The sequence below is a fragment of the Bacillus sp. JJ1521 genome (genome assembly GCF_036965165.1).
In the GTDB taxonomy this organism is placed as follows: Bacteria; Bacillota; Bacilli; order Bacillales; family Bacillaceae_L; genus Ferdinandcohnia.
This window is the reverse complement of record NZ_JBALOX010000177.1, coordinates 2,466-15,345: the sequence shown is the minus strand read 5'-3', so window position 1 is coordinate 15,345 and position 12,880 is coordinate 2,466. Positions and strand designations below refer to the sequence as shown.

Sequence of the window (12,880 nt, the reverse complement as noted above, 5' to 3'; positions counted from 1 at the left end):
GTCGTAACACCTATTAAAATGCAGTAAAATAATTAAACCGAAATACTATCTTTTCCTAAGTGTAATTACATAGAAAAGATGGTATTTTTATTTTGCTATAAAAAGGAAATGAAGTACAATAAAGTAAAAGAGTGGTAAGGGGCAAGTCATGAACGAATTAAACGATCTTGTAAAATTATTTGAAGAAAATCGAAATCCTGAGAACGCTGTTCCAATGCAGAAATATATGAAAAACCTGTTCACATTCCTTGGAATAAAAACCCCATTAAGAAGACAATTATCGAGTAAATTCTATAGAGAAACTGGTATTTTAAAACAGGAACTTAATCTTGAGTTTGTAGAACAATTGTGGATGAAGGATGAGCGTGAATATCAATATGCGGCACAAGACTACTTAGTCAAATCCATAGAGAAAATAAATGTCAGCCACTTGGCAATTATTGAAAATCTTATTTCCACCAAATCTTGGTGGGATACAGTTGATGTACTTGCCCCACATTTAGTAGGAAAAATTGCAAAAGAAACACCTAGAGTTATAGAGGAAAAGATTGAAGAATGGGCAACCGGTGATAACCTATGGCTTAAACGTTCTTCGATACTCTTTCAACTAAAATATAAAGAAGAAACAAATGAAACCATCCTATACAAATATATAATAGCCAATGCAGATAGTAAGGAATTTTTCATCCAAAAGGCAATCGGGTGGGCCTTAAGAGAGTACTCAAAAACCAACCAAGATTCAGTCCGTCAATTCATAAATGAAACAACATTGCCGAAGCTAAGTATTCGAGAGGGAAGTAAATATATTTAATACCTTTACATTTTTGTAAGAACATACTATGCTTAAAGAAAGAATATTCGCAAACTACTAGGGGTGCCCGGTTGGGCTGAGAGAAAAACGGTCGTTTTTTAACCCTTTGGACCTGATCCGGGTTATACCGGCGGAGGAAAGTAGAATGGAAAACTTCCATTTTTTCTTGCTACCAAAGCCAGGTCCATTTATGTGGGTCTGGCTTTTTTGCGTATTTCTTATTTACTATATTAGGAGGCTACTAGAATGAAACTACAGAATCAGGTTGTTCTTGTTACCGGTGGTGCACGTGGTTTAGGTAAGGAAATTGTGAAAGCTTTTGTAAATGAAGGAGCAAAAGTAGTGATTAATTATTTCAAAAGTGAAGAACAAGCTCATTTTCTAAAAGAAGAAATTGGTGAAAATGCGTTTGCGATTCATGCCGATGTGAGGGATCGTGAACAAATACAAAACTTATTTTATGAAGCGAAGAAGCATTTTAATCAACCAATAACAACAGTTGTAAATAATGCTTTAATTAATTTTCGTTTCGACCCAATCTCTAGAAAAAACGCGGAAGATATTTCTTGGGCAGATTATCACGCCCAGCTTGAAGGGGCAATCCGAGGTGCTTTACATACAACTCAAGCAGCGGTTTCTGATATGAAAGAGCTAGGCTTTGGTCGAATTGTCACAATAGGCACGAATCTCTTTCAAAACCCTGTCGTTGCTTATCATGATTACAACACAAGCAAGGCTGCACTTTTAGGGTTTACTCGAAACATGGCAAAAGATCTTGGGGCATATGGCATTAATGTGAACATGATTTCAGGAGGTTTGCTTCAAACAACTGACGCGAGTTCAGCAACTTCCGAAGAGGTTTTCAAATTAATAAAGGATTCTACGCCACTTCAAAAAGTCACGACACCAGAGGATGTTGCAAATGCGGTTCTTTTCTTTGCCTCACCTTGGAGTAAAGGAGTAACAGGGCAGAACCTGGTTGTTGATGGTGGATTAGTAATGGACTAAATCATTAAGTGGAGGATTCCTGATGAGTAAAACATTAAAAATGACAATTACAGCGATGCTAGTCGCGATTGGAACGGTTACAAGTCACTTGTTTGCAATACCAATTGGATTCACAAAGGTTTTCCCAATGCAGCATTTTATTAATGTATTGTCTGCTGTACTCCTAGGTCCTGCATATGCCATTCTTCAAGCATTTTCCGTATCATTACTTCGAAACATGCTTGGAACGGGTTCCTTATTTGCCTTTCCCGGAAGTATGATTGGCGCATTTTTAGCAGCATTTTTATATTCAAAGACAAAGAAAGCCTCAATGGCGATGACCGGTGAAATTATCGGAACAGGGTTGTTGGGTGCGATGGCTTGTTACCCAATTGCGACTCTCATACTTGGTAGGGATGCAGCCATTTTTGGTTTCGTACCATCGTTTATTTTTAGTTCAATTGCAGGTTCCATTTTTGGGTTTATTATTGTTGGAATCGTATTAAAAAACCCTGCTTTCAAAACATATCAAGAACGAAATTTCTAAAAGAAAAAGACTAAACAGATGTGAACTGCTGTTTAGTCTTTTTCAAATAATTAAACCTCCAACGATATATAATACAATGGCAATAACGCCACCAACCGCCGAAACCCTTAATTTGTATTGTGCATAGTCAACTAGGTCCATATTCAAAATCGATGCTGTTGTAATAGTTGTATCGCCAAGTGGTGAAGTCAATGCTCCGAATGCACCACTAGCGAAAACCGCACCCACGGTTAATGGAATAGACGCACCAGTTGATAAAGCTAGCGCAATTCCAAGCGGCATAAATAACCCCCAAGTTCCCCACGAGGAACCAATAAAATATCCAACAACAGAGCCGATTAGAAAAATGGTCGCAGGTGTTAAAAAGCTAGGTAGAAATGAACCTAAGCTTGAACTAATAAATGCAGAAAATCCGAGCTCCTCAGCTGATAAAGTAAGTGCCCATATAAGAATTAATAGGCTAATCGCCTGCATCATTTGATTACCACCATCGTAAAAATGATACATAATTTCATGTAATTTTTGTTTTCGAATTACATAAAAGACAAATGTAAAAATAAGTGTAATGAACACCGCCAATAACATCACAAAGGTTGCATCGGCCATCGAAAATGCTTCAAAAACCGTTTGAGCCCCGAGTGATTTACCATCCACCCATAATAAATAAAGCGACAATCCTAATAGTAGAAATACCGGAACAATTAAATTCCAAGGCTGAGCCTTTACTAGAGAAAGCTCTTTTTTTATTCCCATTCGGTGAAATTCATGCTCATGTTCTTCTTCATCATGATTTTTGTCAGACCTATTTTTCGTTTTCGATGGCCAAAATGTTTGAATAATTCCAATGAGAAGCATCACAATCGCATAAAAATTAAACAAAATACTTAATAAAAACACTTGATAGGCAGACATTCCCAAATCAAGTCCTTTTATACCACCTTCAACAAGTGAAACCATAAATCCAACAAAAGCAGTCGCAACTGGTAAAAGTACAATTACTGATTCAGTTGAAATATCTAATGTCATGCCGACCTTTTGTTTTGAAAGGTTCATTTTTTTAATGAGTTGTTTAATAATAGGACCAATCATCATAATTCGAAACATAGGCATCATAAAAGTAAAAGGGAGGGTGAGCCAAATTAAGCCTAACAGACCACGTTCACTTCTAATCTTTTCCCCAATCCATTCCGTAAATCCTTTAATACCTCCAGAGATGTTCATCATTCCAACTAAACCACCAAATACATACAAAAAGCTTACGATTCTAATATTGGTTGGATCTGATAAAGTTGTCACAATATATATAATCGATTGCTGTGTTCCACCTAAAACATCTGAAGTAACAAGAATCGCTCCAACTAATAACCCTAATACCAGTCCAGGTAATATATCTTTCAACCAAATCGCCATTCCAATTACAATTAAAAAAGGAATCAGTGAGAACCATGAATGTTCCAAGCTTTTGTCCTCCGATCTATAAAAAATGTTCATTTGGTTAGTATGACCAATAAAGGAGAGGAGTATTTTAGTAAGTTTGTATAATGTAATGTAGAAAAAAACAAAAGGGAGGGGTTATGCGATAAATGTAGATATTAGAAGACCAAAAATTGAAGATAAGGATGAACTTCATCTCTTTTTTAGCACTGTCATTGTCGACACCTTTGAAAAAGAAGGGATAGGTCATTTAACAAAAGATATTGATGAGGAAATTGAAACTAAAAAGATTTATTTAGAGAGTGATTATGACAGCGGCGGCCAGAGCCGGTATTTCCTAATTGCCACCTATGGCGAAACAATTGTTGGAACAATCGAATATGGCCGTGCAAGTAGTTTAATTTGTAAAAGTACTAATAATGCATTTTGTGATCTAATTGAAGTAGGTACTGTTTTTGTTCACCCAAAATATCAGGGGAAAGGTATCGGAAATCTGCTATTACAATCAATATATGTAGCATTAAAAAATAAAGATATTAAGGAGTTTTGTTTGGATAGTGGGTATAAGAATTCGCAAAAAATCTGGAAGAACAAATTTGGTAGTCCCGATTTTGTATTAAAGGATTACTGGGGTGAGGGTCTTGATCATATGATATGGAAGATGAATGTAACAAAATTTTAGGAGTATACAATATCAAAATTGACAATGTATACTCCATACAGTTTTCTTTATTGATAAAGAAATATCTTAACATTTTCGTTTTCATCTATGGTTCCAAGTAAAATTTCATTAAGTGTGACATGATTGTAGGTTGTTTGTAATTTTTTCAAAAGCCAATCTTCGCTTTTTCCAATCTGGTTCAGTTCATCATAGACTATCTTTTTCTCCTTAATGATTGTCTTAGGATATTGAAATGGTTGAATAGGTCTATTGAAGGAACTCGGCGTAAGCGGCTGGTGTTCACTTTTTAAAAATATTGAAATTGAGCCACTAGGCTCCCAAAAAGCTAAAGCAACCTTCTGAATATTTTCTGTATGGTTTATTCGTAATTCTGAAAGAAGATCATCGATGGAAATTCTTGCTTTTTTCAAATTTTTATAAAGTACGTTACCATTTTCAATAAGTGGAATNNGGAATAGGGGCCGGGATAAACAGTTTTCTTATCTTATTGAAACGCAAACTTAATAAAATTCCAAATAAATAAAGGATTAGAATGACAGTCATCGTAATCATCGAACCTGATAAACCTAGTTTCTCATCTGACAATGGGTGGGCAATAATATTCCCGATAATTAGGACAATCGCAAAATCGAGAAGACCGACCTGAGAAATTGTCCGTTGCCCCATAATTCTTGCTACTACTACAAAAAATGCAAAGCCAACAATTGCTCTGAGTATCCATTCAATGGCAGTGACATGGTCTTGAGAAGCGAAAACATGCATAATTACTCCACCCTAACCTAAAATTTCTCAATTAGTTTGTACCTAATTCATTATTACTATTTAAATTTTGCTATCTTTGACAAAGAATTCAATATAAAACACTTTCTTCTTAAAGAATTAGATGAACTGGCTTACCAAAGTTAACAAAAGCATTGGAGGAAAGCGTAGCACCTCTAAGAAAGTAGGGTATCTGAATCTTTTTCAATAGCAGATCGAATATGTTCTTTTTGATAAGTCCTTCAATAGTTCGAAATTTCTTATAAGATATTTCGTAAAAGCAAGAAAGTTTGTTTCCTTTCTCTCAATTGGTAAGATAGTAATAAAGTAAAATGGAAGAAAGGATCCATGCAAATGAAAAATATAAATATTCCCGTCTCCGTTCTAAACCTTGCTCCAATTCGGAATGGACAGAAAAAGAAAGACGCAATTGATGCTATGGTTGACTTAGCCCAAGCTACAGAAAAAATGGGATACACACGATATTGGATTGCAGAACATCACAATTCACCAACATTAGTTAGTTCTGCCACATCCATTTTAATTAAACATACTTTAGAGCACACAGAAAATATCAGAGTAGGTTCAGGTGGTATCATGCTCCCAAATCATTCACCACTAGTAGTGGCAGAACAATTCGGAACAATGGCCACCATCTATCCAGACCGTCTTGATTTAGGGCTTGGTCGAGCACCTGGAACTGACATGATGACAGCAAGTGCATTAAGACGCTCAAGTAATGACTCTGTTTACACCTTCCCGAATGATGTAAATGCGTTACTCACATACTTTGGACCGATTGAGCGCCAGGGCTATGTCAAAGCCTATCCAGGAGTAGGAACAAATGTGCCTATATACATTCTTGGATCTTCAACAGATTCAGCTTATTTGGCTGCAAAATTAGGGCTTCCATATGTATTTGCATCACATTTTGCACCTAGATTCATGGAAGAGGCTATCTCGATATACCGAAATCGATTTGAGCCATCTGATTATTTAAGCTCACCATACATGATGGTTTGCCTAAATGTTATTGCAACCGAAACAGATGAAGAGGCTAGAAAAGAACTCACAACCATGCAGCAATTTTTCTTAAACATTGTTCGAGGTACACAAAACCCATTACAGCCTCCAGTTGACAATATGGATGCAATTTGGAATCAGCAAGAAAAAGAAATGGCGACTTCCATGTCAAGTGTTACATTATTAGGAAACAAAGAATCCATTCGAAGCCAATTAACTAGCTTCCAAGAAAAATATAATGTTGATGAACTAATGGCTGTTTCTTACATTTATGATCCTGATAAACAAAAGCGTTCATATGAAATTTTAAAAGAAGTAGTCGATGAGAACTAGGTTATGATGGCACCTTGCTGACTAGCAGGGTGCATTTTATACAAAATTGGGCGATTTGAAGCAAAATACTTCACATCCTCCATTAATCTTGATAAAATAAGGTGAAATTAAATAATGATCTATCTTCGGGGCTGGGTGAAAATCCCGACCGGCGGTGATGAGATTACTCTCTAAGCNNCTAAGCCCGCGAGCCGCAAGGCAGGATTTGGTGCGATTCCAAAGCCGACAGTATAGTCTGGATGGGAGAAGATGGAGGTTCTGCGCGTTCAAATAATTTTCGTTAATTGAACGTTTATTAAGCGTACCTTACATTAACTCCCTCAAGAAGCTAATTCTTGGGGGTTTTTATTTGGGTATGTCTAATGAGCTGAACTTTCTTCTTTTGAAGTGGATCGCAAAAGAGGAGAGAAAAGAAAAATGAAGAAAATACCTTTACGACAGTTTGTGGCAATTGCAATGTTGAGTACGATTTCGTACATTTTAATGTTTTTCAACTTTCCATTGCCAACATTCCCAAGCTTTTTGAACGTCGACTTTAGCGATGTTCCAGCATTACTAGCAGCATTAATTTTTGGACCGATGGCCGGTATCTTAGTTGAATTATTCAAAAATATGATTGATTATTTCATCACCGGCAGTGAAACAGGCGTACCAGTCGGTCATGCTTCTAACTTTGTAGCAGGGATTATTTTCGTCCTAACAACCTACTACATTTTTAAACTGTTAAAAACAAAATTAGGCTTAACTCTTGGATTAATTGGCGGTACAGCGATGATGGCAATCATCATGAGTGTTCTTAATTACTATGTTTTCCTACCGGCATTCAACTTTTTCTTGAATATCCCGGCAATGTCTTCACCGGACACACTCAAAATGGTGGTTTACGCAATCCTTCCGTTTAACTTACTAAAAGGATTGATTGTAGCAACAATCTTCATGTTGTTATATGCTCGTTTACATCCGTGGATTAATAAACAAGCATCAATATAGATATCTGTAAAGGCAGGCACCCAGCTTTGGGTGCCTGTTTTGGTTTTAAAAAAAGTCCTTAAAGACAGATTTCTTACAAACTAAATTTTTTGAAACTATTTTCCTACAAATCCGTAAATAATAATGTTAGAAACTAAAATTGGAGGAGATTTTATGGAGAGTAAAGGCTGTGTTAAATGCGGAAGCACGAATGCTGGAACAAAGGACGTATCAATGACAGGTTCAGGTATCACAAAAATGTTAGATATTCAAAACAATCGTTTTACTGTAGTGTTTTGTAAGAACTGTGGGTACTCCGAATTTTATAACAAGAATTCTTCGACTGCATCAAACATTCTCGATTTATTCTTTGGATAATTTGACGAAGGAGCTAAACAAAATATGCTGGGGAAGTTTACTATACAAACAAATAATCGCGACCAAATGATAGATGTAACAGATAAAGTCCAGACAGTTGTTGACGAAAGTGGAATTAAAGGGGGAGCAGTGATTATCTATTGTCCCCATACTACAGCTGGGATTACGATTAATGAAAATGCAGACCCTGATGTAAAGCGTGACATGATTCGTCGGTTTGATGAAGTGTATCCTTGGAGCCATGAACTTGACCGACATATGGAAGGAAACACAGCTGCCCATATGAAGGCAAGTACTGTCGGTGCATCGCAACATGTCATTATCAATGATGCGCGTTTACTCTTGGGTACGTGGCAAGGAATTTATTTTTGCGAATTTGATGGACCTCGAACTCGTACCTTTTATGTAAGAATCGTGTAAATAGGCGAACCTTAAAGATTCGCCTATTCTTTATGATAAAAAACGATTTCATCCACATTTTTAATCCATTCCTTTGAATTCGTCCCGTCAGGATTCGACATCCATAATGTTCTTTTTTGATCAATAATTGATGTTCCCCGAACCCAAACCAATTTTTTAATAGAAGGAACATATTGCGGGCTATAGTCACCGAAACCTTTGGGAGGGTTTGTTATTTTTAATTGTTTATTATTGTATAAATCTATTTGAAATAATGATGGGCGTGGTTGCTTGCTAAAGTCATTCGTCCATTCTTGTTCATGGACACGTGAAGTTACAATAGATTCATTAGATATCCAGTCGAAATCTAAATCCGCAAAATCTTTAGGAGTATAAGTACCCGAGACAGGCATTTCCCGAACTTTTAAATCTTTATTTTTAAATCCTGCGACAATTCTCCCGCCACCCGCGATGAACGCTAGTGTATCTTCGCTTGGTGCCCATTTCGGTTTTCCAATATCAAGGATAATTTCATCTAATACTTCAAAGTTATTCCCATCACTATCAATTATACAAAGCATATTACTATCCATCGACCAGGAGGCAGTAGGTGAAACTATAAACGAGATCCATTTTTTGCTTGGTGAGAATTCAAATTGATCGGCATTTACAGCAATCAACTTATTCTTATCGGTTGTCCCAATTTCTCGGGGTAGCTGAAAAAACTTTTTAACCCCACCAAATAAGATAATATCATTGTAATTTTCATCAACCTTTTTCGTATAAAGTGCAGAACTTGTCCATCCGTCTGGCTGCAAAACCCCAGAGGATGATAAGAGGAAACCACTTCCGTCTGGTAGCCAAGTATAGCCATTTACACCGGTTGCAATATTATAGAATCGGGAAAAATCAGAGATATCTAGGATCCCACCCGCAGTAAATGCTACCACATTTTTTGTTGGGGACCAGGTAGGTGAATAGCCGTCATAGAATAGTTTCTTTTTTTTATGGGTTTCTACATTATAAACCCATACTTCCGACTGTTGTTGGTCTTTCTCAAATTCTGAAGGTGTTGAAAGTTGGTATAGGAGCCATTTTCCATCACTCGACCAGGAAGGTTTTGTGTACACATTTTTTGAGGTTGTAATTTGTGTTTCTTCATCACCAACCAATAACCACAGGTCACCATCACGAATAAAACTCGCTTTAGCAAATGCCTGTTTTTCAGCAGAAACCGAGATTGGCCACAATAAAAATAAGCTCAGGGCTATCTTGAAAATTTTACTCACTATTTGTCCTCCTTTTTTTACTTCTTTTCATAATCTCCTTCTAAAATCATTTGAATATGTATACACAAAATTTCCCAATCTTTTGTTAAAATAGGATTAAGTAATAAATATAGGAGGGGAACAAGGATGGATGAACGATATCCGATAGGTGAATTTCAATTTGACGGAGGTTTGACAGAAGAATTAGTAACAAGTTGGAAAAAAGAAATCGAGGCATTACCATTAAAAGTAAGTAAAACAGTAAAGGATTTAACAGATCAGCAGCTTGATACCCCTTATCGCAATGGAGGATGGACACTTCGGCAGGTTGTTCACCATATTGCAGATGCATCGATGAATTCATATATTCGTTTTAAGTTAGCTATTACAGAAAACACTCCAGTTATAAAACCATATGATGAAGCGGAGTGGGCTAAACTTTCAGATTCGGCTTTACCGGTCGATGCATCAGTAGCAATCATTGATGGTGTTCACAAGCGTTGGGTCGCAGTTTTACAAAATTTTTCGATGGATGATTTCCAATTATCTTATATTCACCCAGAAGGTGGAGAAATGAAATTAGGCGTCTTTTTAGGCTTTTGTGCATGGCATGGAAACCACCATCTCGCACAGATCACTAAATTGATTAAAAATAATGGGTGGCAGGATCGATAATGATTGGCTGCGAATGTTTGCACAGATTTTCTTGTTTAGTTCATACAAAACCATTAAATTAGGAGGCCAATCAATGGCAAAAGGTAAGACGAATGCCATAAGGATTTTAGATTCCAAAAAGATTCAATATGAGATCTATACATATGAAAGCAATGACGGAAAAATAGATGGTGTATCTGTTGCCCAAAAGGTAGGATTAGATGCAAAAAGCGTTTATAAAACATTAGTCGCTCAAGGAAACAACAAAGCCATATTTGTCCTTGTAATTCCAGTGGAAGAAGAGCTTGATCTTAAAAAGTGCGCAAAAGTTGCTGAAGTTAAAAAAGTCGAAATGATACCCGTAAAGGATATCCAAAAACACACGGGATATATTAGAGGTGGTTGCTCTCCTATTGGTATGAAAAAAGCATATCCTACATTTATTGATACGCAAGCTTCGAGTTTAGATAGCATCATTGTAAGTGCTGGAAAAATTGGAATGCAGGTCAAGCTAAAAGTAGCTGATTTAATAGCTGCAACAGATGGGAAAATTGTTGACATCATTAAGGAATAAAATACTACACCTACCTTTCCAATTGGAATTGGTTGATTAAAGGGTTGTTAGAACCCAATCTATATGTTAAAATATATGTAATAAATAACTGGATACCCTAAGGGGAGTAGCTTTAACAGCAAAGTCGTCAATACAGAGATTCAATCTCTCGGCTTTGTTGGCAACTATACCGTTGTTAGCAAGACCTTACCAAACACATGGTATAGGTCCTTTTTGCTTTTTTCAGACCTATATCAAAAATGATATAGGTCTTTTCTCATCCAACAAAAAGAAAGGGGAGTTTAGTATGAATATTATTACGACGAAGAATTTGCCAAATTTTATTACGAAGGAACTTGAACAACTACATAAAAAAATTGCTCCAATCATGATGAAGACATCTAAATACATGTTCTGGTCATTTCCATTAATCACGATATCACTTATTAATTTATTGTTTTTCCTATTTTTCATGCCGTTTACAAATGAAGCAATTCCATCACTTCTTATTTATGCCTTCATAGGTGCAATCGGTTTTGCTTTATCAAAGGAAGCAAAATTTAAGAAGAAGGAAATGGAAGCCATTTCTTCCGAATATATCATTGAAAGAATTAATAAGAGTGATGTGCTAACATCAGGACGACAGCAAGACTATATTGAACGTCTAAAAAACCAACCAAAGCTTGCTTTACACTTTTTTATCGAATTTCTAAACGAGGAAAAACTGAGAGAAAATCGAAATCTTTATTCATAAAGGAGTTTTATGATAATGAAGACCTCAAGTTACGATACAAGGCCGAAAGACGAAAAACCTGTAAAAAAAGCAAAGCCTAGAAAAACGATTCACCAAATCATTCTACAGCTACAAAGCCAAGGAGTAAATGCAACCCTTAGTAAAAAAAGGAGCAAACCTGCTCTAGGATCATAATTGGAAAACCTGACCCGAGTCAGGTTTTTTTCATGCTGAAAAAAGAATAGACAATGAGCAATAATGATAGATAGATTGTATATCCAAAAAGTGAATATATATGCTTCCATTCTGGATCATGCAGAAACCAGCCAAACCCTTCGGAAAGTTTTTCACCAGAGGTCATGATTGACGCAAGGAGTAGTACAGCACCGATTTTTCCTACGAAATTCAATTTGTCACAAAAAAGAAGAAAAACAACTAGTATAAGAGGCAATCCGACAAGGGTAAACCCAACATGAACCGAAAAAATATCAGGAAACGGACGCATTGGAAAAGAGTAATAGCCCTTTCCAACATAAAACAGGTCTAGATATGTACCAATTAAGGTCCCAAGTAAAATAGTGACGATAAGCCCTGGGTTAATCCAAAATCGATATGGCTTTTTTGGCAATGGCTGCGAGTTCGAATTTTTCAAGAGTTTTACAGTATTCATGTAGAATCTCTCCATCCACTTTTTCTTTATCATGTGTAAGATAATAAATGATTTCCCAATTCTTGAACCAATCCCTAATTTCGGCGGGTTTATGTTCTCTATTTTTCCAAGCCATCTCTAATCTTGGACTGTATATTCTTGGAGAACCTTTTGTAAGTTCACAAGATTTCACACGGGATTTTAATATGGAACCAGGTAGTCCTTCATCTATATTATTAAAAATATGCGGCCAGTAATCTTTTCTTGAACCCGTATGTTGGACTTTTTTTGCCCAGTTTTCAACCGATTTAAGTCGTTTTTTATCAGCAAATAAGATTGAGTATAAGCGTTTACCTAGCAAAATTCGTTCACGAACACTTTTAAATTGATGGAGAGTTTGCCCGATTAAATGAATCTTCCCTTTATCTTCAAACGGAAATAATATATGATTTAAATCCAAAAAATCCTGAAGTTTAAATTCCAATGTATCAAGGACTTCTTTTTTATAATGGGAATTTGAAATCACTCGGTCTTCAAGATAGCTTTGCTCATTAATAATTTGAGCAACAGTTAATGTGTACGTATCTTGGCTCAGCCAAAAATCATTCCATACTGACTCCATAAAAACAGAAACATGAAAGTGGGGAAGTAGGTAAAATAAATTTTGCTGATAAAGTTTGCTTGCCTCATAGAGTAAAAAC

At 36.2% G+C, this 12,880-nt stretch carries 18 protein-coding genes and 2 riboswitches; of the genes, 12 read left to right on the top strand and 6 right to left on the bottom strand.

The genetic code is table 11. From position 1 onward, the window contains the following. Positions 1 to 148 precede the first annotated feature (148 nt). The 3 genes from V7147_RS20630 to thiW all read left to right on the top strand — a co-directional run bounded on the left by V7147_RS20630 (position 149) and on the right by thiW (position 2,345). A complete protein-coding gene (locus tag V7147_RS20630; RefSeq protein ID WP_335369689.1) occupies positions 149 to 811 on the top strand; it encodes a DNA alkylation repair protein in 663 nt (220 codons plus the stop codon). Positions 812 to 860: 49 nt separating this feature from the next. Next, positions 861 to 967, top strand: a riboswitch (TPP riboswitch). 90 nt (positions 968 to 1,057) lie between these two features. Then, positions 1,058 to 1,819, top strand: coding sequence for a 3-oxoacyl-ACP reductase (locus V7147_RS20625; RefSeq protein ID WP_335369688.1), 762 nt, complete (start codon positions 1,058 to 1,060; stop codon positions 1,817 to 1,819). 22 nt (positions 1,820 to 1,841) lie between these two features. Beyond that, a complete protein-coding gene (gene thiW, locus V7147_RS20620) occupies positions 1,842 to 2,345 on the top strand; it encodes an energy coupling factor transporter S component ThiW (protein WP_335369687.1) in 504 nt (167 codons plus the stop codon). Between the two features lie 42 nt (positions 2,346 to 2,387). Here the strand turns inward: thiW and V7147_RS20615 are convergent, their stop codons facing one another. Beyond that, a complete protein-coding gene (locus V7147_RS20615; RefSeq protein ID WP_335369686.1) occupies positions 2,388 to 3,803 on the bottom strand; it encodes a Na+/H+ antiporter NhaC family protein in 1,416 nt (471 codons plus the stop codon). Between the two features lie 121 nt (positions 3,804 to 3,924). Between V7147_RS20615 and V7147_RS20610 the strand changes: the two genes are divergently transcribed. After that, a complete protein-coding gene (locus V7147_RS20610) occupies positions 3,925 to 4,461 on the top strand; it encodes a GNAT family N-acetyltransferase (RefSeq protein WP_335369690.1) in 537 nt (178 codons plus the stop codon). Between the two features lie 47 nt (positions 4,462 to 4,508). Here the strand turns inward: V7147_RS20610 and V7147_RS20605 are convergent, their stop codons facing one another. Then, positions 4,509 to 4,871, bottom strand: a complete 363-nt coding sequence (locus V7147_RS20605; protein ID WP_335369685.1) for a DUF421 domain-containing protein — start codon at positions 4,869 to 4,871, stop codon at positions 4,509 to 4,511. Between the two features lie 25 nt (positions 4,872 to 4,896). After that, positions 4,897 to 5,127, bottom strand: coding sequence for a hypothetical protein (locus V7147_RS20600; RefSeq protein ID WP_438824618.1), 231 nt, complete (start codon positions 5,125 to 5,127; stop codon positions 4,897 to 4,899). 447 nt (positions 5,128 to 5,574) lie between these two features. On the opposite strand from V7147_RS20600, the gene V7147_RS20595 reads away from it, so the two are divergent. From V7147_RS20595 to V7147_RS20580, 4 genes are all read left to right on the top strand, one after another. Further along, positions 5,575 to 6,576 (top strand): LLM class flavin-dependent oxidoreductase, encoded by a 1,002-nt coding sequence (locus V7147_RS20595; protein WP_335369683.1) that lies wholly within the window; start codon positions 5,575 to 5,577, stop codon positions 6,574 to 6,576. A 117-nt stretch (positions 6,577 to 6,693) separates the two neighbouring features. Continuing rightward, a riboswitch (FMN riboswitch) is annotated at positions 6,694 to 6,831 on the top strand. A 162-nt stretch (positions 6,832 to 6,993) separates the two neighbouring features. Then, entirely contained in the window at positions 6,994 to 7,566 is a 573-nt protein-coding gene (locus V7147_RS20590) for an ECF transporter S component (RefSeq protein ID WP_335369682.1), read from the top strand. Between the two features lie 153 nt (positions 7,567 to 7,719). Next, positions 7,720 to 7,923, top strand: a complete 204-nt coding sequence (locus V7147_RS20585; protein WP_335369681.1) for a zinc ribbon domain-containing protein — start codon at positions 7,720 to 7,722, stop codon at positions 7,921 to 7,923. A 24-nt stretch (positions 7,924 to 7,947) separates the two neighbouring features. Beyond that, the gene (locus V7147_RS20580) at positions 7,948 to 8,343 is read left to right on the top strand and encodes a secondary thiamine-phosphate synthase enzyme YjbQ (RefSeq protein WP_335369680.1); all 396 of its coding nucleotides are present in this window, start codon (positions 7,948 to 7,950) and stop codon (positions 8,341 to 8,343) included. Between the two features lie 23 nt (positions 8,344 to 8,366). Here V7147_RS20580 and V7147_RS20575 read toward each other — a convergent pair whose 3' ends face one another. Beyond that, the gene (locus V7147_RS20575) at positions 8,367 to 9,611 is read right to left on the bottom strand and encodes a TolB family protein (protein WP_335369679.1); all 1,245 of its coding nucleotides are present in this window, start codon (positions 9,609 to 9,611) and stop codon (positions 8,367 to 8,369) included. A gap of 126 nt (positions 9,612 to 9,737) precedes the next feature. Here V7147_RS20575 and V7147_RS20570 point away from each other — a divergent pair, with 126 nt between their 5' ends. The 4 genes from V7147_RS20570 to V7147_RS20555 all read left to right on the top strand — a co-directional run bounded on the left by V7147_RS20570 (position 9,738) and on the right by V7147_RS20555 (position 11,725). Next, complete coding sequence (locus V7147_RS20570; protein ID WP_335369678.1) at positions 9,738 to 10,265, top strand: YfiT family bacillithiol transferase; 528 nt, start codon at positions 9,738 to 9,740, stop codon at positions 10,263 to 10,265. A 73-nt stretch (positions 10,266 to 10,338) separates the two neighbouring features. Next, a complete protein-coding gene (ybaK, locus tag V7147_RS20565; protein WP_335369677.1) occupies positions 10,339 to 10,818 on the top strand; it encodes a Cys-tRNA(Pro) deacylase in 480 nt (159 codons plus the stop codon). 286 nt (positions 10,819 to 11,104) lie between these two features. Beyond that, complete coding sequence (locus tag V7147_RS20560) at positions 11,105 to 11,551, top strand: DUF5392 family protein (RefSeq protein WP_335369676.1); 447 nt, start codon at positions 11,105 to 11,107, stop codon at positions 11,549 to 11,551. A 15-nt stretch (positions 11,552 to 11,566) separates the two neighbouring features. Beyond that, positions 11,567 to 11,725, top strand: a complete 159-nt coding sequence (locus V7147_RS20555) for a hypothetical protein (RefSeq protein ID WP_335369675.1) — start codon at positions 11,567 to 11,569, stop codon at positions 11,723 to 11,725. 19 nt (positions 11,726 to 11,744) lie between these two features. On the opposite strand, the gene V7147_RS20550 is transcribed toward V7147_RS20555, so the two are convergent. Then, on the bottom strand, positions 11,745 to 12,200 hold the full coding sequence (locus V7147_RS20550) for a CBO0543 family protein (protein ID WP_335369674.1): 456 nt from the start codon (positions 12,198 to 12,200) through the stop codon (positions 11,745 to 11,747). Then, positions 12,127 to 12,880 (bottom strand): DUF2515 family protein (locus V7147_RS20545; RefSeq protein WP_335369673.1); only part of this gene is annotated, 754 nt, incomplete at its 5' end. The genes V7147_RS20550 and V7147_RS20545, both read right to left, overlap by 74 nt.